Below are 20,812 nucleotides of genomic sequence, written 5' to 3'. Positions count from 1 at the left end.
TACAGGACGAATCCTGCAATCTGTCAAGTCTGCTCGTTATACTTTGAGGTGTAATTACGTTACCACTCAAAATGATGCCGAGAACTTGATATTACTCGCCTTTAGCTGCTTTGAAAGCTTCAGCCATTGCGTTGTTAGAGAAGTTTGCATCTTCCTGCTTGTTAACAGTTGCGATTGCATCTTTCTCATCAGCTTCGTCTTTAGCACGAACAGACAGGCTGATTGCACGGTTCTTGCGGTCAACGCCGGTGAATTTAGCTTCAACGTCGTCACCAACACTCAGAACCAGAGTTGCATCTTCAACGCGGTCACGTGAAGCTTCGGAAGCGCGCAGGTAACCTTCAACGCCGTCAGCCAGTTCTACGGTTGCGCCTTTAGCGTCAACTGCAGTCACTTTACCGTTTACGATTGCGCCTTTCTTGTTCAGTGCAACCCAGTTGTTGAACGGATCTTCTGCGAGCTGTTTAACGCCCAGAGAGATACGCTCACGTTCTGCGTCAACCTGCAGAACAACTGCTGCGATTTCGTCGCCTTTTTTGTATTCACGTACTGCTTCTTCGCCTGCAACGTTCCAGGAGATGTCAGACAGGTGAACCAGGCCGTCGATGCCGCCGTCCAGGCCGATGAAGATACCGAAGTCAGTGATAGACTTGATTTTACCTTCAACACGGTCGCCCTTGTTGTGGGTTTCCGCGAACTGCTGCCATGGGTTGTTTTTGCACTGTTTCAGGCCCAGGGAGATACGACGACGTTCTTCGTCGATATCCAGAACCATAACTTCCACAACATCACCAACGTTAACAACTTTGGATGGGTGGATGTTTTTGTTGGTCCAGTCCATTTCGGAAACGTGAACCAGGCCTTCAACGCCTTCTTCGATTTCAACGAAACAGCCGTAGTCGGTCAGGTTGGTAACGCGACCAGTCAGTTTAGTACCTTCTGGGTAACGTTTAGCGATAGCAACCCATGGATCTTCGCCCAGCTGTTTCAGGCCCAGGGACACACGGGTACGCTCGCGGTCGAACTTCAGCACTTTAACAGTGATTTCGTCGCCCACGTTCACGATTTCGCTTGGGTGCTTAACGCGTTTCCACGCCATGTCGGTGATGTGCAGCAGGCCATCAACGCCGCCCAGATCAACGAATGCGCCGTAGTCAGTGAGGTTCTTAACGATACCTTTGACTTCCATGCCTTCCTGCAGGTTTTCCAGCAGTTGATCGCGTTCTGCACTGTTCTCGGATTCGATAACGGCACGACGAGAAACAACAACGTTGTTACGTTTCTGGTCAAGCTTGATTACTTTGAATTCAAGCTCTTTGCCTTCCAGGTGCAGAGTGTCGCGAACCGGACGAACGTCTACCAAAGAACCTGGCAGGAACGCGCGAATACCGTTCAGCTCAACAGTGAAGCCACCTTTAACTTTGCCGTTGATAACACCGACTACAGTTTCAGCTTCTTCGTAAGCTTTTTCCAGCGTGATCCAAGCTTCGTGACGTTTAGCTTTTTCACGGGACAGCAGAGTTTCACCGAAGCCGTCTTCTACTGCATCCAGCGCAACGTCAACTTCGTCACCGACCTGGATTTCCAGCTCGCCCTGTGCGTTTTTGAACTGCTCTGCTGGGATAGCAGATTCAGATTTCAGACCGGCGTCAACCAGTACGATATCTTTATCAATAGCAACAACAACACCACGAACGATGGAACCCGGACGGGTTTCGATTGTTTTTAAGGATTCTTCAAAGAGTTGAGCAAAAGATTCAGTCATGTTTAATCTTCAGGTTAATATAACGTCCACCTGGCTCCATGCCGGATGGGGTTGTTTCACATACCCGCCGTCAATCCATTGCAACGGGGTACTACAAATCTGTCGCGGTTACGCGAGTGCCAGTTTTTGGCGCGCGTATTGTAACGCTTTTTCAATCACTTGCTCAATAGTTAAACTGGTCGAATCCAGCACTAAAGCATCTTCTGCAGGAACAAGTGGTGCAACAGCACGATTTCGATCGCGATCATCGCGCTCTTTTATCTCGGATAAAAGGCGATCAAAGTTAACACTAAAGCCCTTTTCCTGCAACTGAAGCATGCGACGATGAGCACGTTCTTCCGAGGAGGCATCAAGGAAAATTTTAACAGGTGCATCCGGGAAAACGACCGTCCCCATATCGCGGCCGTCAGCAATCAAACCCGGCGCTTCGCGGAAACCGCGTTGACGGCGTAAAAGGGCTTCACGAACACGCGGGAAAGCAGCAACCTGCGATGCCGCATTCGCTACTTCCTGAGTGCGGATCTCACCGCTCACGTCTTCACCTTCAAGAATCACTTCCAGATTACCGTCAGTGGAGATAAAGCGAACATCAAGATGCGCAGCCAGAGGAACCAGCGCCTCTTCAGAGGCCACATCAACGTGGTGATGCAGCGCGGCCAGAGCCAACACGCGATAAATTGCTCCCGAATCTAAAAGATGCCATTGCAATGCTTCCGCCATCGCTTTACACAGAGTACCTTTCCCTGCGCCACTTGGCCCATCAATGGTGATTACCGGGGCAACTGCCGTCATCTTTTTCTCCTTAATCAAGGCGTACCGTTAACATGAACGCCGCGCATTATACGCGCCAACGCCTGCAACTGTTATCTTTGCGTGCAAATTACGGAATTATTGAAGCTGAGTGTAGAAGAAATGGGCGAGGATGATCGTCAGGAAACGTAAGGGATCGCCGCACCCAAAGGTGCGGCTGGCAAAGCTTAGGCAAGTGTACTGATGCGTGCTAACTGTTCAAAATAATCAGGGAACGTTTTAGCCGTACACTTCGGATCAAGAATAGTTACTGGCGTGTCAGACAGCGCAACCAGCGAAAAACACATCGCCATCCGGTGATCGTTATACGTACCAATCTCGGCAAACTGCAGTTTTGCCGGTGGTGTTATGCGAATGAAATCCTCGCCCTCTTCCACTTCAGCACCAACCTTACGCAACTCCGTCGCCATTGCAAACAGGCGGTCAGTCTCTTTCACGCGCCAGTTGTAGATATTACGCAGAGTTGTGGTTCCTTTGGCAAACAGGGCCGCCGTCGCAATCGTCATGGCCGCATCGGGAATATGATTCATATCCATATCGATGGCATCAAGTTTGCCATGCGTGCAGGAGATGAAGTCATCGCCCCAGGTGACAACAGCGCCCATTTTCTCCAGCACATCAGCAAAGCGAATATCGCCCTGAACGCTGTTACGACCAATACCCGTGACTTTCACCGTACCGCCTTTAATCGCCCCGGCAGCAAGAAAATATGACGCAGAGGATGCATCCCCTTCAACCAGATAATGACCTGGTGACTGGTATTGCTGCGCACCTCGCACGACGAAACGCTGGTACGCCTGGTTATCCACCACAACACCAAATGTTTTCATCAGGTGCAACGTGATATCAATATACGGTTTAGAGACCAGTTCACCTTTAATGGTGATCACCGTGTCCTGCTCAGCCAGGGGAGCCGTCATCAGCAATGCGGTCAAAAACTGGCTTGAGACACTGCCATCAACATCAACGAAACCGCCGGTAAAACCACCGCGAAGACGTAGTGGCGGATAGTTTTCTTGTTCCAGATAATCAATCTGGGCCCCCCCCTGACGCAGAGCATCAACCAGATGGCCGATCGGTCGCTCTTTCATGCGAGGCTCGCCAGTCAGCACGATGTCATTACTTCCCAGGCACAGGGCGGCCGCCAGCGGACGCATTGCTGTCCCGGCATTTCCCAGGAAAAGCTCAAGTGCGCCTGCAGAGCGCAGCGCACCACCGTTCCCCGTCACTTCACAACGAGTACGATCGTCAGACAGCGTGTAATGAACTCCCAACGCCTTCAGCGCATTGAGCATATGGCGAACATCATCGCTGTCCAGCAGGTTGGTGAGGACAGTCGTACCATTTGCCAGAGCAGCCAGCAGCAGAGCGCGGTTCGAGACACTTTTTGAACCAGGCAGATTAATCGTGCCATCGACCCGCGCGATAGGGTTTAACGTCAGGGATTCCATGAAACTTAACTCTCAAATCAACATAATAAAAACCCCGCAGCAGAACTGCGGGGGTGAAAAAAACGCAATTAGCCGTGACGACGTTCGAAGTCAATCATGAAATCGGTCAGCGCCTTAACGCCTTCCAGCGGCATCGCATTATAAATAGAGGCACGCATACCCCCTACCACCCGGTGGCCTTTCAACGCATGCAGGCCAGCAGCAAACGACTCTTCGAGGAAGACTTTATCCAGATTGCCATCCGCTAACTGGAAAGGCACGTTCATACGAGATCGGTTGGTCTTCGCTACGTCGTTACGGTAGAAATCGCTCTTATCAATCACGCCGTACAACAAATCCGCTTTTTGTTGGTTGACCTTGTCCATTTGCGCCACACCACCATTTTGCTTCAGCCATTTAAAGACCAGGCCGGAGAGATACCAGGCAAATGTCGGTGGGGTGTTGAACATGGAATCGTTATCGTTCAGCACGGTATAATCGAGAATTGACGGACAAGACTGATGGGCTTTACCCAGCAGGTCTTCACGCACGATAACGAGGGTCAGGCCGGCAGGGCCGATATTTTTCTGCGCACCCGCATAGATTACGCCATAGCGGCTAACATCCAGCGGTGTGGAAAGAATAGTAGAAGAAAGATCCGCGGTCACAACCACGTTCTTGTCAAAATTGGGCTCTTCGTGAATAGCAATACCATCAATTGTTTCGTTCGGGCAGTAGTGCAGGTACGCAGCGTCGCTGGAAAGCTGCCACTCGCTCATCGGCTTAACGGCACGCAGACCCTCAACGGTCACTTTGGCATCAATAACGTTCGGAGTGCAGTATTTGTGCGCTTCTTTTACCGCGCTGGCAGCCCAGTAGCCTGCATCAACATAGTCAGCAGTGGTTTTGTTACCCAATAGATTAAGTGGGATACCCGCAAACTGACCGCGTCCACCACCGTGGCAGAACAATACTTTATAGTTCGAGGGAATATTCAGCAGATCGCGAAAATCCTTTTCTGCCTCTTCAGCCACCTGAATAAATTCTTTACCACGGTGGCTGATTTCCATCACCGATGTACCCAGACCGTTCCAGTCACAAAGTTCCTGTTGAGCCTGTTTAAGCACATCTGCCGGTAACATTGCCGGACCTGAACTGAAATTAAAGACTTGAGCCATTTCCCCTCACCACGCTAAAAGCCATAAGTTATAACTGTGGATATCGGTTTTATCATTCAGTGACACGCGCCGCAATGTCTAAAACTTATGACCTGAGAAATGTGTTCGTCGTCACACAATATAATCTGCCAGAGGGCTGTCACAAAACCGACAAAATGGCTGTCAGCTAATGCGTTTAGCCCAGCTAACCTTCGACCATTCTGGATTTGCACAGCGGGGACATAATTGGCGATCGCCTGCCTGCAAGGTGATAACAACGCTACAGCGCACACACGCATATTCCCCACCTTCCGGGATGACCCTGAAGCGCTCAATGCAGCGTTCCGGCAAAATACACAATCCTGGTTTGACCGCATCATCCTCATAGTAATAGACGCTGATTTGGCCATTTGTTTCCAGAATGGCCAGCCTGACCTGGCCAAGCTGTTCAATATTGCTCAGACGTAGCTCCATAAAAAACTCAAATTCCGTCATATGCGCTTCACGGAGTTTCTGCCAGGCCAGTTGCCCCTCTTCTACGATGATGACCGGCTTTCCTTCCAGCAAATCCTCCAGTTTCTCGCTTTTTGACATCAGCCACATCACCAGGCGGTACATCAGTGCAAGAGACACAAAAACCACCAGTACAGGGATCATTGGTACGTTGTCATAAAATGCCACGTCCCCTGCCGCCGATCCCAGTGTCAGAATAATCAACACTTCAAATAACGACATCTGCCGAACACCGCGACGCCCGGTGATTTTCAGAAACAGGAAGACCAAAACGAAGGTATAGAGACAACGCAATGCAACTTCCCATAAGAAATCGGGAGGGGCTTTATCAAAAGCCATTCTGTGAAGATCGAATGCTTTCATTTTTATATGCCTTTACAGTCAGTTACTGTATCTAAGAATAGCCCAGGCTTTTATTTACGCCGCACGCCTCGCGAAGATAGCACCTGCCACGCAAAACCCGTATCATTGCGCGCTTTACGTACGATAAAAGTGAACGCTATGACTCAAACGTTTATCCCCGGCAAAGACGCCGCCCTGGAAGATTCCATCGCTCGCTTCCAGCAGAAACTGACCGACCTCGGCTTTAATATCGAAGAGGCCTCCTGGCTGAATCCTGTTCCTCACGTCTGGTCCGTCCATATTCGTGACAAAGACTGTGCGTTGTGCTTTACCAATGGGAAAGGCGCGACCAAAAAAGCCGCATTGGCTTCTGCTCTGGGTGAGTATTTTGAGCGTCTGTCGACGAACTATTTCTTCGCCGATTTCTGGCTGGGTGACACCGTTGCTAACGGTCCATTCGTTCATTACCCGAATGAAAAATGGTTTCCACTAACCGAAGATGACGAACTGCCGGAAGGCATTCTGGATGCTCGCCTTCGTGCGTTTTACGATGCCGATAACGAACTTACCGCCAGCATGCTGATCGACCTGCAATCGGGTAACGAGGAGCGTGGGATCTGCGCCCTGCCGTTTACTCGTCAGTCTGATGAGCAAACTGTTTATATTCCGATGAACATCGTCGGCAACCTGTATGTTTCGAACGGCATGTCTGCGGGTAACACCCGTAATGAAGCGCGCGTGCAGGGTCTGTCTGAAGTCTTCGAACGCCACATCAAAAACCGCATTATTGCGGAATCCATCAGTCTGCCTGAAATTCCGGCGGATGTGCTGGCGCGTTATCCGGGCGTGGTGGAATCCATCGCTAAACTGGAAGCTGAAGGTTTCCCAATCTTTGCGTATGACGGTTCTCTCGGTGGCAAGTATCCAGTCATCTGCGTAGTGCTGTTCAATCCGGCGAACGGAACCTGCTTCGCCTCCTTTGGTGCACACCCAGACTTCGGCGTGGCACTTGAGCGTACAGTGACCGAACTGCTACAAGGCCGTAGCCTGAAGGATCTCGATGTGTTCACGCCACCAACCTTCGATGATGAAGAAGTGGCAGAGCATACCAACCTGGAGACGCACTTCATCGATTCCAGCGGTTTGATCTCCTGGGATATGTTTAAGCAAGATGCAGATTATCCGTTTGTTGACTGGAGCTTCTCTGGCACGACAGAAGAAGAGTTTGCCACGCTGATGGCTATCTTCAAGGCTGAAGACCAGGAAGTGTATATTGCCGACTACGAGCACCTTAGCGTCTATGCCTGCCGTATTATTGTGCCGGGTATGTCTGATATCTATCCAGCAGAAGATCTGTGGCTGGCGAACAACAGCATGGGTGCGCATCTCCGTGAAACGCTGCTGGCCTTGCCTGGCAGCGAGTGGGAAAAAGAAGATTATCTTAACCTGATCGCCCAACTGGACGATGAAGGCCATGATGACTTCACCCGCGTACGCGAGCTGCTGGGCCTGGCAACCGGCAAAGATAATGGCTGGTATACTCTGCGTATTGGTGAACTGAAAGCGATGCTTGCCCTGGCGGGTGGGGATCTGGATCAGGCACTGGCATGGACTGAATGGACAATGGAATTCAACCAGTCCGTGTTCTCTGCAGAACGCACCAACTACTACCGTTGTTTGCAAACGCTACTGTTGCTGGCGCAGGAAGAAGATCGTCAACCGTTGCAATACCTGAATGCGTTTGTGCGCATGTATGGCGCAGACGCCGTCGAAGCGGCCAGCGCGGCACTGAGCGGCGAAGAGCCCTTCTATGGCCTGCAGGCAGTCGATAGCAATCTTAAAGCGTTCCCTGCACACCAGTCTCTGCTGAATGCGTATGAGAAATTACAGAAAGCAAAAGCCGCTTACTGGTCAAAATAAGCGCATATAACATTAGCAACTGTAGGCGGATTCAATCGTCTGGGCTATATTACGGGGCAATTTCATTGCCCCGTTTTTTATTTCCTTCAGCAATGACACTTGTTTGTAATAATAAAGTTAAATACAGGTAAATATAATAATTATTGCCTGCGTATTACTGTTACTTTTTATGGGTAATACTCCATTTTAATTAACTGTTTAACAGGGGGGCGGGAGAAAAAATTCAACTCTTTTCATAACTTTTAAAATTTATTTTTATACGGATAATCAAAAACTTACACCCACATTGTTGCAAAACCATGCGCTTTGAGGGCCTATAAGCCAGGCGAGATATGATCTATATCAATTTCTCTTCTATAATGCTTTGTTAGTATCTCGTCGCCGACTTAATAAAGAGAGAGTTAGTGTGAAAGCTGACAACCCTTTTGATCTATTACTCCCAGCTGCGATGGCCAAAGTTGCCGAAGAAGCGGGTGTCTATAAAGCAACAAAACACCCGATGAAGACGTTCTATCTGGCGATTACTGCTGGTGTGTTCATCTCCATTGCTTTTGTCTTCTACATTACTGCCACCACCGGTACAGCCGGAATGCCTTTTGGGATTGCCAAATTCATCGGAGGTATCTGCTTCTCACTGGGTTTGATCCTGTGTGTGATTTGTGGCGCTGACCTTTTCACCTCGACGGTTCTGATTGTCGTCGCGAAAGCCAGCGGAAGAATTACCTGGGGACAACTGGCGCGTAACTGGCTTAACGTTTACGTTGGGAACCTGATTGGCGCACTACTCTTTGTTCTGTTGATGTGGTTATCAGGCGAGTATATGACCGCTAACGGTGGCTGGGGCCTTAATGTCCTGCAAACTGCCGACCACAAAATGCACCATACATTTATCGAAGCCGTTGCTCTTGGCATTCTTGCGAACCTTATGGTCTGCCTGGCTGTCTGGATGAGCTATTCTGGTCGTAGCCTGATGGATAAAGCCATGATTATGGTTCTACCGGTTGCGATGTTTGTTGCCAGCGGCTTTGAGCACAGTATCGCAAACATGTTTATGATCCCTATGGGTATTGTAATCCGTCATTTTGCGAGCCCGGAGTTCTGGACTGCAGTTGGTTCAACCCCGGAAAGTTTCTCTCACCTGACTGTTATGAACTTCATTACTGATAACCTGATCCCGGTCACTATCGGGAACATTATTGGTGGGGGTTTGTTAGTTGGGTTGACATACTGGGTCATTTACCTGCGTGGCGACGACCATCATTGATGGTTTTCTCAGGCAGTAAATAAAAAATCCACTTAAGAAGGTAGGTGTTACATGTCCGAGCTTAATGAAAAGTTAGCCACAGCCTGGGAAGGTTTTACGAAAGGTGACTGGCAGAATGAAGTAAACGTACGTGACTTCATTCAGAAAAACTATACCCCGTATGAAGGCGACGAATCCTTCCTGGCTGGTGCGACCGACGCAACAACCAAGCTGTGGGACAACGTAATGGAAGGCGTTAAACTGGAAAACCGCACTCACGCGCCAGTTGATTTTGACACCTCTGTTGCATCCACCATCACTTCTCACGACGCTGGCTACATCAACAAAGCGCTTGAGAAAATTGTTGGTCTGCAGACTGAAGCGCCACTGAAACGTGCAATTATCCCGTTTGGTGGTATCAAAATGGTTGAAGGTTCCTGCAAAGCGTACAATCGCGAACTGGACCCGATGCTGAAAAAAATCTTCACCGAATACCGTAAGACCCATAACCAGGGCGTATTTGATGTTTACACCAAAGACATCCTGAACTGCCGTAAATCTGGCGTTCTGACTGGTCTGCCAGATGCGTATGGCCGTGGCCGTATCATTGGTGACTACCGTCGTGTTGCGCTGTACGGTATCGACTTCCTCCTGAAAGACAAATATGCACAGTTCGTTTCCCTGCAGTCTGATCTGGAAAACGGTGTAAATCTGGAAGCCACTATCCGTCTGCGTGAAGAAATCGCAGAACAGCACCGTGCGCTGGGTCAGATCAAAGAAATGGCTGCTAAATATGGCTGCGATATCTCTGGTCCTGCCACCAACGCTCAGGAAGCTATCCAGTGGACTTACTTCGGCTACCTGGCTGCGGTTAAATCTCAGAATGGTGCAGCAATGTCCTTCGGTCGTGTATCCACCTTCCTGGATGCATACATCGAACGCGACATCAAAGCAGGCAAAATCACCGAACAAGACGCTCAGGAAATGATTGACCACCTGGTCATGAAACTGCGTATGGTTCGCTTCCTGCGTACCCCTGAATATGATGAACTGTTCTCCGGTGACCCAATCTGGGCAACTGAATCTATCGGTGGTATGGGCGTTGATGGCCGTACTCTGGTTACCAAAAACAGCTTCCGCTTCCTGAATACCCTGTACACCATGGGTCCTTCTCCGGAGCCAAACATCACTGTTCTGTGGTCTGAAAAACTGCCTCTGAACTTCAAGAAATTTGCCGCTAAAGTGTCCATCGACACCTCTTCTCTGCAGTATGAGAATGATGACCTGATGCGTCCGGACTTCAACAACGATGACTACGCTATCGCTTGCTGCGTAAGCCCAATGGTCGTTGGTAAACAAATGCAGTTCTTCGGTGCACGTGCAAACCTGGCGAAAACCATGTTGTACGCAATCAACGGCGGCGTTGATGAAAAACTGAAAATGCAGGTTGGTCCTAAATCTGAACCGATCAAAGGCGATGTTCTGAACTTCGACGAAGTGATGGACCGCATGGATCACTTCATGGACTGGCTGGCTAAACAGTATGTTACCGCGCTGAACGTGATTCACTACATGCACGACAAATACAGCTACGAAGCCTCTCTGATGGCACTGCACGACCGTGACGTTGTTCGTACTATGGCGTGTGGTATCGCTGGTCTGTCCGTTGCTGCTGACTCCCTGTCCGCAATCAAATATGCGAAAGTTAAACCAATTCGTGACGAAGACGGCCTGGCTGTTGATTTCGAAATCGAAGGTGAATACCCGCAATTTGGTAACAACGATTCACGTGTTGATGACATGGCGGTTGACCTGGTAGAACGTTTCATGAAGAAAATTCAGAAACTGAACACCTACCGTAACGCTATCCCGACTCAGTCTGTTCTGACCATCACCTCTAACGTTGTGTATGGTAAGAAAACGGGTAACACCCCAGACGGTCGTCGTGCTGGTGCGCCATTTGGCCCAGGTGCTAACCCAATGCACGGTCGTGACCAGAAAGGTGCTGTAGCCTCTTTGACCTCTGTTGCTAAACTGCCGTTTGCTTACGCGAAAGATGGTATTTCTTATACCTTCTCTATCGTTCCAAACGCCCTGGGTAAAGACGACGAAGTGCGTAAAACCAACCTGGCGGGTCTGATGGATGGTTACTTCCATCACGAAGCGTCCATCGAAGGTGGTCAGCACCTGAACGTGAACGTTATGAACCGTGAAATGTTGCTCGACGCGATGGAAAACCCGGAAAAATATCCGCAGCTGACCATCCGCGTATCTGGCTACGCAGTACGTTTTAACTCCCTGACGAAAGAACAGCAGCAGGACGTTATCACCCGTACTTTCACTCAATCCATCTAACTGGAATTGACTGAAATCACGCGTTAAAAAGCGTAGAATAAAGGCTCCACTTCAGTGGGGCCTTTTTAACACCCTCTCCACCTCAGTCTCTTTTGTCCGCTATCTATACTCATGGATATCAGCCAAAATAGACTTAAACACAGCCGGTTTTGAGCTGTGCATGCACAGGCCCCGGACGGGCCGAATCTGGAGATATCACCGCAATGTCAACTATTGGTCGCATTCACTCCTTTGAATCCTGTGGCACTGTCGATGGCCCAGGGATCCGTTTTATCACTTTCTTCCAGGGCTGCCTGATGCGCTGCCTGTACTGCCATAACCGCGATACATGGGACACGCACGGCGGCAAAGAAGTTACCGTTGAAGAGTTAATGAAAGAGGTGGTGACCTATCGCCACTTTATGAATGCTTCCGGTGGTGGCGTTACCGCATCCGGCGGCGAAGCCATTCTACAGGCCGAATTTGTGCGTGACTGGTTCCGCGCTTGTCACAAAGAAGGCATTCATACTTGCCTCGACACCAATGGTTTTGTTCGCCGTTATGATCCCGTCATTGATGAACTGCTTGAAGTGACGGACCTGGTGATGCTCGATCTCAAACAGATGAACGATGAGATCCACCAAAACCTGGTGGGTGTTTCTAACCATCGTACGCTTGAGTTCGCGAAGTACATCTCTGGTAAAGGCATTAAAACCTGGATCCGCTATGTTGTCGTTCCTGGCTGGTCAGATGATGACGAATCGGCTCATCGTCTTGGTGAGTTTACCCGCGATATGGGCAACGTAGAAAAAATCGAACTGTTGCCCTATCACGAACTGGGTAAACATAAATGGGTGGCGATGGGCGAAGAGTACAAGCTCGATGGCGTGAAACCGCCGAAGAAAGAGACAATGGAACGCGTGAAAGGCATCCTTGAGCAGTACGGCCACAAGGTTATGTATTAAAAAAAGCCCGGTGAAAACCGGGCTTTTTTGTTTCAGGCGTGCGCCACAGGAGTGGGATGCTCCCCCACTTTGCGCAGCAGCATCAGAAGATAAATAAACGACACGCTGGCAATCATAATAAACAGCAAATTGTCGGAATAGTTCTGCATCAACATCGCTGTTAACGTTGGGCCAAGCAGACTTCCTATGGTATAGCTCAACAGTAATGCCTGATTCATGGCAACCAGTTGGTGGTGCTCGACTTTTTCGCAAGCCCACGCCATTGCAACCGGATACAAGGTAAAACCTGCTGCCCCCAGAATAAACAGTGCTGGTGCCATCGCCGCATTGCTCAGCATCGCCATGCATCCCATGATCACCACAAAGACCTGCACGCGTAAAATCAGCAAACGCCCAAATCGATCGGCCAGACGTCCAATGGGCCATTGCCCCACAATACCGGCGCTGACCATCACGGCCATCCAGAAACCAATTCCTGAATCGCTAACGCCCTGGTGGTTTAAATAGAGCGGCATCAGACCATAAAGCGAGCCAAGAACAATACCCGAGATCACGCAGCCATTAACCCCGAGGCGTGCCTGGCGCAGTTTCAGCATAGGCCAGACATGCGTGGCCTCCTGATGCTCGCTTTGCTGATTGACAATACGTGTAAAAAGTAATGGCAGAATAGCGGCCAGTACCATGCCTGTGACCCAGGGCAGAACGCTCATCAAGTCTGTCGGCAGTTTACTGACCATCAGTTGCCCGAGTACCGTGCCAACGTAATAAACCATCATGTAAGCCGCAAGCAAACGTCCCCGGTTACGTGAAGTTCCGCTACACATCAGTGCACTTTCCACCACAACCCAAATCATGGCGCAACCCACACCCGCGATAAATCGCCAGGAGAGCCAGCTCCAGAAGCCCATCATTAGCCCCAGCCCGACACAACCCGCAGCGAAAATCAGCGATGCCAGATAGTAACAACGGTTAAAACCGACACGCTTGATAAGCTTACCCGCAAGAACGGTTCCCAGCAGATTGCCGGTAAAATAGGATGAACCAATCATTCCAACTTGCCAGGTAGGCAAATTATCATGGGCGAGCCAAAGCGGGACGAGGGTGTTTAACACCGCAATCGCCAACGTCAGCAAAAGCAGGCCACAGAGCAACAACAGCACTGGGCGGGTATAGGTGGACATGAATTAAAAACCGTGAGGAAGTTCAGATTTCGTGCGCATCATGCCACTGGCAAAAACAAAGTCAATCCACTGGTTCAGGCCACACGCACAATATGCGCCCTGTCGATTTGAAAAACTAATCCTACTGATGCCATGTCTGCTATCAGCATGAGTTATCTATTTGTTTTTATTTATTTATATTAATAATTAAAACCAAACGACAGTTGAAAAATTTCATGATTGAAAAAAGAAAAGCCGGGTACTAAGTCCCGGCTTTTTATACCAAAAAAATAACGCTAACTGGCGATCACCATCCCGACGGTCATATGAAGACCGTAGAAAACCCCGCGACCGATCAATTCCCCCGCCAGCACGAGCACAAATGCCAGTGATAATAGCGGCAGTGCCGGTTGATAACCTTTGATCTGAGGGATAATCCAGCACACCAGTGCAGCCACCAGCAGTGCGATACGCCACGCCATCAATGAACCGTAATCAGGCACTAGCGCAGATGCTTGCTGGATTGAACTATGGATACTTGCCAGTTCAGCGCCTTGCATCATAACGACAATCGCACTGATCACCAGCGCCAGCATCGAAACCGCAGGTAATAAACGCATCGCCCATCCCTCAACCTGCGCGACGCGCAGGAGCAGGAAGCCCAACAGAGGCCCACCGATGAACATGGTCAGGAAGAAACTCAATGGCGTCCACACGCTATACCAGGTCGGTACGGTATCAATAGTGTTATACACCCGAACCATCATCCAAACGAAGACTACGCCCAGAACCATCGTCAGGATCAGCCAAATATTGCGCAATCCCGACGGGAGTTTTTTCAGAACGGCCAGTAACCAGCCTAAACCGCCAATAGCAAAGAAAATCGCTCCGCTGGCAATTTCATTACTCAGCGATGATGCGCCAACGCGATTCAGGGAATTAAATGCGCGCAGTGGTGAACCGAGGTGCAGAGTGGAGGCAAGAAATCCAATCCCCATTAGCACCCACAAGCCAAACATGCTCAGTACCAGGCGCTGCTGTTGCTCAGCATTCAGATTGCCTTTTAGCAGTGCCAAAGCGAGTACGATAAACCCACCGGCAACACATTGCCCAAAGACCGTGAAGATCATCAGCGGCCATTCATGCCATCCACTACCCATCTCACACCTCCTTCGGGTTCGCCAGATAGCCGGTGGTATCACCTGTCGGACGGCTGTTGGCATTAGGTTTAATCACAATACTCGGCTTAGTGAAGTGCGCGGATGGCAATGGCGCGACAGCCGCGAGCTGACCATGTTTCTGGCGCAGCGCCTCGATTGGGCCAAAGTCCAGCGCTCGCAGCGGGCAAGATTCCACGCAGATTGGCTTTTTGCCGTCTGCGACACGCGTATAGCAGCCGTCGCACTTCGTCATGTGACCTTTGGCCGCGTTGTACTGTGGCGCACCATACGGGCAAGCCATATGACAGTAACGACAGCCAATGCAGACATCTTCGTCCACCACGACAAAACCGTCATCACGCTTATGCATTGCACCACTCGGACACACTTTTGTGCATGCCGGATCTTCACAGTGGTTACAGGCGATCGACAGATAGTAAGCAAACACGTTTTGATGCCAGACACCATTGTCCTCCTGCCAGTCTCCGCCAGCGTATTCGTAAATACGGCGGAAGCTGACATCCGGAGTCAGGTCTTTGTAATCTTTGCAGGCCAGCTCGCAGGTTTTGCAACCGGTGCAACGACTGGAATCAATAAAAAATCCATACTGGGTTGTCATCGGTTACTCCTTACACCTTTTCAACCTGAACAAGGTTTGTGTGGGACGGATTGCCTTTCGCCAGTGGCGACGGGCGCTGCGTAGTCAGCACATTAATGCTGCCAGCCTGATCGATGCGATTAGCATCCGGGTTATACCAGGCCCCTTCTCCCAGCGCGACAACGCCAGGCATCATGCGCGGTGTGACTTTCGCTTCAATGTGCACTTCACCACGACCATTAAAGATGCGCACACGATCGCCATTTCCGATTCCGCGCGCTTTTGCATCCATAGGGTTGATCCACATTTCCTGACGACATGACGCCTTCAGGACATCAACGTTGCCATAAGTGGAGTGAACACGTGCTTTGTAGTGAAAACCGGTTAGCTGCAGCGGGAATTTTTCCGTCAGTGGATCGTTATAGTTCTCAAATCCAGGCGTATAAACGGGCAATGGATCGATAACGTCGCCCTCGGGTAGCTCCCAGGTTGCAGCAATTTTCGCCAACTCTTCGGAATAAATTTCAATTTTACCTGACGGTGTCGTCAGTGGGTTCGCGTGAGGATCCTCACGGAACGCTTTATAGGCGACATGATGACCTTCTGGATCACGTTGTTTAAACATGCCCTGCTCACGGAACGTTTCAAAATCAGGCAAATCCGGGACAGCCTTACGTGAAAGTTCGTGCAGATAACGCATCCAGCCTTCCTGAGTTCGTCCTTCGGTAAACTGCTGCTCTACGCCAAGACGTTTTGCCAGTTCAGACGTCATTTCATAGATGGTTTTACACTCAAAGCGAGGTTTGATGGCCTGATCGGTGAAGATAACGTAAGACATGTTGCCGCAGGAGGCATCCAGCGCGAAATCCATCTGCTCCGATGCCGTACAATCCGGCAGAAGAATATCGGCATATTTTGCCGACGAGGTCATGTGGCAGTCGATCACCACAATCATCTCGCATTTCTTATCATCCTGCAGGATATCGTGGGTGCGGTTGATCTCAGAGTGCTGGTTAATAAGGCAGTTGCCGGCATAGTTCCAGATCATCTTAATGGGCACATCCAGCTTATCTTTCCCACGCACCCCATCGCGCAGCGCGGTCATTTCCGGGCCGCGTTCAATGGCATCAGTCCACATAAACATGGAAATGCTTGTCTGTACCGGATTTTCGAGAGTCGGCATGCGTTCGAAGGGGACTTCATAAGAACCTTCGCGCGCGCCTGTGTTTCCACCGTGAATCCCGACATTACCGGTCAAAATGGAAAGCATCGATATCGCGCGCGTGGCAATTTCACCATTTGCGTGGCGCTGCGGCCCCCACCCCTGACTAATAAACGCGGGTTTAGCCGAACCGATCTCACGAGCCAGTTGCACAATGCGCGCTACCGGAATACCGGTGATGGTAGACGCCCATTGTGGGGTCTTCGCAATACCATCACTGCCCTGGCCGAGAATGTACGCCTTGTAGTGACCATTCGCGGGGGCACTGGCAGGCAATGTTTTCTCATCGTAACCGACACAATATTTATCAAGGAATGGCTGATCCACGAGGTTTTCAGTGATCATTACCCATGCCAGAGCACTGACGAGCGCAGCATCTGTACCCGGTCGGATAGGGATCCATTCATCTTCACGGCCCGCACCAGTATCGGTATATCGTGGGTCAATGATGATCATCCGCGCGTTAGATTTCGCACGAGCCTGTTCAACATAGTAGGTTACCCCGCCACCGCTCATGCGGGTTTCACCAGGGTTGTTACCGAACAGCACCACCAGCTTGCTATTTTCAATATCTGACGGACTGTTGCCATCGGCCCAGCCACCATAGGTATAGTTCAAACCAGCAGCGATCTGTGCTGAGGAGTAATCGCCATAATGGTTGAGATAGCCACCACAGCAGTTCATCAGGCGAGCGACCAGTGTGTTTCCTGGCGGCCACGAACGGGTCATCGTACCGCCCAGTGTGCCTGTGCCATAGTTCAGATAGATGGATTCATTGCCGTACTCTTTAATCAAACGCTGTATATTAGTCGCGATGGTGTCATAAGCTTCATCCCAGCTAATTTGCTCGAATTTGCCTTCACCGCGCTTACCCACACGTTTCATTGGATACTTCAGGCGATCGGGGTTATAGACTCGGCGACGCATAGAGCGACCACGCAAGCAGGCACGAACCTGATGTAACCCTTCATAGTCGTCGTCACCTGTATTGTCGGTTTCGACATATTGGATTTCGCCGTCCACGATGTGCATACGCAGCGGGCAACGGCTCCCACAGTTTACTGTGCAGGCACTCCACACAACTTTCTCAGGAGCACTGGCTGGGGACAATGCATCTGCCGCCGATGCCAGGCGAGAGAAAGGTAGCGTGAACGCACTGCTGGCAACAGCCAGACCGCCAATGGCCGTGGTTTTCATCAACCCACGGCGACTTACTTCGGCAGTCAGCAAAGCATCTGGCGCTTGTATTTTCATAGATACTCACTTTGGTTGCTCACAAATAAAAGATGCGGCGCAAACCGCTATATAGTTTTATATATAACGAATTTCTTCGTTATCAGTTTTTTATTCTGACTTTCATTCGGAGGAGTATTACTACTTTAGAGGGAGGCGTTATTGCTTCGGGTCAAAGCGGGGGCATAAAAAAAGCGCCTTAAGGCGCTTTTTTGTTTTAAGGCAAATTAACCAATGTACTGTTGGCCTTTCATGTACGGACGCAGTACTTCGGGGATCTCAATACGACCGTCTGCCTGCTGATAGTTTTCCAGCACCGCAACCAGTGTACGACCTACAGCCAGACCCGAACCATTCAGGGTATGAACCAGACGGGTTTTCTTGTCTGATTTAGTCCGGCAACGAGCCTGCATACGGCGCGCCTGGAAATCACCCACGTTCGAGCAAGAAGAGATTTCACGGTAGGTATTCTGCGCCGGGACCCATACTTCAAGATCGAAGGTTTTGCACGCGCCGAAGCCCATGTCACCGGTACACAGCGCTACGCGACGGTATGGCAGACCCAGTAGCTCCAGAACTTTCTCAGCATGGCCTGTCATCGCTTCCAGCGCATCCATAGACTCTTCTGGACGCACAATCTGCACCATCTCTACTTTATCAAACTGGTGCATACGGATCAGGCCACGAGTATCGCGACCATAGGAACCGGCCTCAGAACGGAAGCATGGCGAGTGTGCTGTCAGTTTAATTGGCAGATCGTCTTCGTCAATGATCTCATCACGAACAAGGTTTGTCAGCGGAACTTCCGCCGTTGGGATCAGCGCGTAGTTACTGCTGTCGGCTTCTTCATCGAGAGGACGAGTATGGAACAGATCGCCTGCAAATTTCGGCAACTGCCCTGTACCGTACAGCGTGTCGTGGTTCACCAGATACGGTACGTAGGTTTCACTATAGCCGTGCTGTTCGGTGTGCAGATCCAGCATGAACTGTGCCAGCGCACGGTGCAGATGTGCAATCTGGCCTTTCATCACGACAAAACGAGAACCAGTCAGCTTCACAGCCGCTGCAAAATCAAGGCCCGCGTGCATTTCGCCTAATGTAACGTGGTCACGAACTTCAAAGTCGAACTCGCGAGGCGTGCCCCAGCGTTTGACTTCGACGTTGTCATTTTCGTCTTTACCGACAGGAACGCTGTCATCAGGAATATTCGGGATCGCCAGCGCGATATCACGAATTTCAGTCTGAAGAAGATCCAGTTCAGCTTTTGCCTGATCCAGTTCTTCACCCAGTTTATTCACTTCCAGACGCAATGGCTCAATGTCTTCCCCGCGCGCTTTTGCCTGGCCGATGGATTTCGATCGAGAGTTACGCTCTGCCTGCAGATTTTCGGTTTGTACCTGCAGAACTTTACGACGCTCTTCAAGAGCGCGCAGCTTATCTACATCCAGCTTAAAGCCCCGGCGTGCCAGTTTTTCAGCGACTGCGTCTGGCTCGTTACGCAGCAGATTGGGATCGAGCATGCTTATCCTGTGCTTATCGAATTAAAATAGGAAAAAGTGACCACAGCCTGCGGTCACAGGGATACATTGCCAACATTACCGCAACGATCGCACTAACGGTAGCGTTTTATAGGGCTATTTTGATCCTGTCCGGCCAGCCAGGCGAGCTTTTCGCCAATCTTGCCTTCAAGACCTCTGTTTGTGGGGTGATAATAGCGCGTTTGTGCCATCTCCTGCGGAAAGTACTCCTCTCCGGCAGCATAAGCATTAGGCTCATCGTGGGCATAACGATATTCTTGTCCGTATCCCATCTCTTTCATCAGCTTCGTCGGCGCATTACGCAAATGCACCGGAACATCGTAGTCAGGACGCTCACGGGCATCCGCCATCGCAGCCTTAAATGCGGTGTACACAGCATTACTTTTTGGCGCACACGCCAGATAAACAATCGCCTGCGCAATAGCTCGCTCACCTTCGGCAGGCCCTACGCGGGTAAAACAATCCCAGGCGGAAATCGCCACCTGCATCGCGCGCGGATCGGCATTACCGACATCTTCAGACGCAATAGCCAGACAACGACGCGCGACATAAAGAGGATCGCCGCCTGCGCTGATAATTCGCGCATACCAGTAAAGCGCAGCATCCGGCGCGCTACCACGAACGGATTTATGCAAAGCCGAGATGAGATCGTAAAACCTGTCGCCTTTATTGTCGAAACGCGCGCTACGTTCTCCGGCAATTTCGGTAAGTAACTCGGGTTTCAGAATACGTTTACCGGAACCATCCAGTTCGGCCATATCAGCCATCATTTCCAGCGTATTCAACGCACGACGAGCATCACCGTTCACCAGTTCCGCAATTGCCCGCCGCGTTTCATCAGGCAGAAGGATATCCTGACCGCCATAGCCGCGCGCTTTATCATCCATAGCCTGCGTCAGAACCTGTTCAATATCGTCTGTCGTAAGTGACTTCAGCAAGTAAACGCGAGCACGGGAAAGGAGTGCAGAATTGAGCTCAAAAGAGGGATTTTCAGTCGTCGCGCCAATAAAAAAAATCGTACCGTCTTCTATATGAGGCAGGAAAGCATCCTGCTGGCTTTTATTGAAACGGTGGACTTCATCGACGAAGAGGATAGTACGACGCCCGGCATGACGATTTTGACGTGCACGTTCAATAGCTTCTCGGATCTCTTTCACTCCGGAAGTGACTGCAGAGAGGCGTTCTACGTCAGCATCAGCGTAGCGGGCAATAACTTCTGCCAGCGTGGTCTTGCCTGTACCCGGCGGTCCCCACAAGATCATCGAATGCAGATGACCTGCTTCTATTGCACGCGGCAACGGTTTACCTGCAGCCAGCAAATGTTGCTGGCCGATATACTGCGCTAAATTTTCTGGCCGCATACGCGCGGCCAGAGGTTGAAACGCATTATCCGAAAAATCGAGCGACAGATTGCTCACTCAC

The 20,812-nt window shown here is 50.4% G+C and carries 15 protein-coding genes; 4 read left to right on the top strand and 11 right to left on the bottom strand.

Translation table 11 applies throughout. The features are described 5' to 3' along the window. Positions 1-91 precede the first annotated feature (91 nt). The 5 genes from rpsA to HV346_RS07485 all read right to left on the bottom strand — a co-directional run bounded on the left by rpsA (position 92) and on the right by HV346_RS07485 (position 6,038). On the bottom strand, positions 92-1,765 hold the full coding sequence (gene rpsA / locus HV346_RS07505) for a 30S ribosomal protein S1 (RefSeq protein ID WP_004860074.1): 1,674 nt from the start codon (positions 1,763-1,765) through the stop codon (positions 92-94). A 108-nt stretch (positions 1,766-1,873) separates the two neighbouring features. Next, positions 1,874-2,557, bottom strand: a complete 684-nt coding sequence (cmk, locus tag HV346_RS07500; protein WP_181622902.1) for a (d)CMP kinase — start codon at positions 2,555-2,557, stop codon at positions 1,874-1,876. Between the two features lie 185 nt (positions 2,558-2,742). Continuing rightward, complete coding sequence (gene aroA / locus HV346_RS07495) at positions 2,743-4,026, bottom strand: 3-phosphoshikimate 1-carboxyvinyltransferase (protein ID WP_181622901.1); 1,284 nt, start codon at positions 4,024-4,026, stop codon at positions 2,743-2,745. Positions 4,027-4,094: 68 nt separating this feature from the next. Beyond that, positions 4,095-5,183: a 3-phosphoserine/phosphohydroxythreonine transaminase gene (serC, locus tag HV346_RS07490; RefSeq protein WP_181622900.1), complete on the bottom strand. Its 1,089-nt coding sequence runs from the start codon at positions 5,181-5,183 to the stop codon at positions 4,095-4,097. Positions 5,184-5,345: 162 nt separating this feature from the next. After that, positions 5,346-6,038: a DUF421 domain-containing protein gene (locus HV346_RS07485; RefSeq protein WP_181622899.1), complete on the bottom strand. Its 693-nt coding sequence runs from the start codon at positions 6,036-6,038 to the stop codon at positions 5,346-5,348. Positions 6,039-6,176: 138 nt separating this feature from the next. Between HV346_RS07485 and ycaO the strand changes: the two genes are divergently transcribed. From ycaO to pflA, 4 genes are all read left to right on the top strand, one after another. After that, positions 6,177-7,937, top strand: coding sequence for a 30S ribosomal protein S12 methylthiotransferase accessory factor YcaO (ycaO, locus tag HV346_RS07480; protein WP_181622898.1), 1,761 nt, complete (start codon positions 6,177-6,179; stop codon positions 7,935-7,937). 406 nt (positions 7,938-8,343) lie between these two features. Beyond that, entirely contained in the window at positions 8,344-9,201 is an 858-nt protein-coding gene (gene focA, locus HV346_RS07475) for a formate transporter FocA (protein WP_181622897.1), read from the top strand. 51 nt (positions 9,202-9,252) lie between these two features. Next, a complete protein-coding gene (pflB, locus tag HV346_RS07470; protein WP_181622896.1) occupies positions 9,253-11,535 on the top strand; it encodes a formate C-acetyltransferase in 2,283 nt (760 codons plus the stop codon). 203 nt (positions 11,536-11,738) lie between these two features. Next, complete coding sequence (pflA, locus tag HV346_RS07465; RefSeq protein ID WP_181622895.1) at positions 11,739-12,479, top strand: pyruvate formate lyase 1-activating protein; 741 nt, start codon at positions 11,739-11,741, stop codon at positions 12,477-12,479. Positions 12,480-12,511: 32 nt separating this feature from the next. Here the strand turns inward: pflA and HV346_RS07460 are convergent, their stop codons facing one another. The 6 genes from HV346_RS07460 to rarA form a co-directional block, all read right to left on the bottom strand. Next, positions 12,512-13,660, bottom strand: a complete 1,149-nt coding sequence (locus HV346_RS07460) for an MFS transporter (protein ID WP_181622894.1) — start codon at positions 13,658-13,660, stop codon at positions 12,512-12,514. 275 nt (positions 13,661-13,935) lie between these two features. Further along, a complete protein-coding gene (locus HV346_RS07455; protein ID WP_181622893.1) occupies positions 13,936-14,799 on the bottom strand; it encodes a dimethyl sulfoxide reductase anchor subunit family protein in 864 nt (287 codons plus the stop codon). Position 14,800: 1 nt separating this feature from the next. Beyond that, positions 14,801-15,418, bottom strand: coding sequence for a DMSO/selenate family reductase complex B subunit (locus HV346_RS07450; RefSeq protein ID WP_181622892.1), 618 nt, complete (start codon positions 15,416-15,418; stop codon positions 14,801-14,803). Between the two features lie 10 nt (positions 15,419-15,428). Continuing rightward, positions 15,429-17,873 carry a dimethylsulfoxide reductase subunit A gene (gene dmsA, locus HV346_RS07445; RefSeq protein ID WP_181622891.1) on the bottom strand — a complete coding sequence of 815 codons (2,445 nt, stop codon included), beginning with the start codon at positions 17,871-17,873 and terminating at the stop codon, positions 15,429-15,431. Between the two features lie 206 nt (positions 17,874-18,079). Beyond that, positions 18,080-19,372: a serine--tRNA ligase gene (serS, locus tag HV346_RS07440; protein WP_181622890.1), complete on the bottom strand. Its 1,293-nt coding sequence runs from the start codon at positions 19,370-19,372 to the stop codon at positions 18,080-18,082. Positions 19,373-19,464: 92 nt separating this feature from the next. Then, on the bottom strand, positions 19,465-20,808 hold the full coding sequence (gene rarA, locus HV346_RS07435) for a replication-associated recombination protein RarA (protein ID WP_181622889.1): 1,344 nt from the start codon (positions 20,806-20,808) through the stop codon (positions 19,465-19,467). Positions 20,809-20,812: the final 4 nt, after the last annotated feature.

This window comes from Enterobacter sp. RHBSTW-00994 (genome assembly GCF_013782625.1).
Taxonomy (GTDB): domain Bacteria; phylum Pseudomonadota; class Gammaproteobacteria; order Enterobacterales; family Enterobacteriaceae; genus Enterobacter.
This window is presented reverse-complemented; position numbering and strand designations above follow the sequence as displayed.

Excerpts from the sequence above, each read along its gene's own strand:
- ycaO (WP_181622898.1), top strand. The coding sequence starts at position 6,177 with ATGACTCAAACGTTTATCCCCGGCAAAGACGCCGCCCTGGAAGATTCC.
- HV346_RS07455 (WP_181622893.1), bottom strand. The coding sequence starts at position 14,799 with ATGGGTAGTGGATGGCATGAATGGCCGCTGATGATCTTCACGGTCTTT.
- HV346_RS07485 (WP_181622899.1), bottom strand. The coding sequence starts at position 6,038 with ATGAAAGCATTCGATCTTCACAGAATGGCTTTTGATAAAGCCCCTCCC.
- HV346_RS07460 (WP_181622894.1), bottom strand. The coding sequence starts at position 13,660 with ATGTCCACCTATACCCGCCCAGTGCTGTTGTTGCTCTGTGGCCTGCTT.
- cmk (WP_181622902.1), bottom strand. The coding sequence starts at position 2,557 with ATGACGGCAGTTGCCCCGGTAATCACCATTGATGGGCCAAGTGGCGCA.
- rpsA (WP_004860074.1), bottom strand. The coding sequence starts at position 1,765 with ATGACTGAATCTTTTGCTCAACTCTTTGAAGAATCCTTAAAAACAATC.
- pflA (WP_181622895.1), top strand. The coding sequence starts at position 11,739 with ATGTCAACTATTGGTCGCATTCACTCCTTTGAATCCTGTGGCACTGTC.
- aroA (WP_181622901.1), bottom strand. The coding sequence starts at position 4,026 with ATGGAATCCCTGACGTTAAACCCTATCGCGCGGGTCGATGGCACGATT.
- serS (WP_181622890.1), bottom strand. The coding sequence starts at position 19,372 with ATGCTCGATCCCAATCTGCTGCGTAACGAGCCAGACGCAGTCGCTGAA.
- serC (WP_181622900.1), bottom strand. The coding sequence starts at position 5,183 with ATGGCTCAAGTCTTTAATTTCAGTTCAGGTCCGGCAATGTTACCGGCA.
- HV346_RS07450 (WP_181622892.1), bottom strand. The coding sequence starts at position 15,418 with ATGACAACCCAGTATGGATTTTTTATTGATTCCAGTCGTTGCACCGGT.
- dmsA (WP_181622891.1), bottom strand. The coding sequence starts at position 17,873 with ATGAAAATACAAGCGCCAGATGCTTTGCTGACTGCCGAAGTAAGTCGC.
- pflB (WP_181622896.1), top strand. The coding sequence starts at position 9,253 with ATGTCCGAGCTTAATGAAAAGTTAGCCACAGCCTGGGAAGGTTTTACG.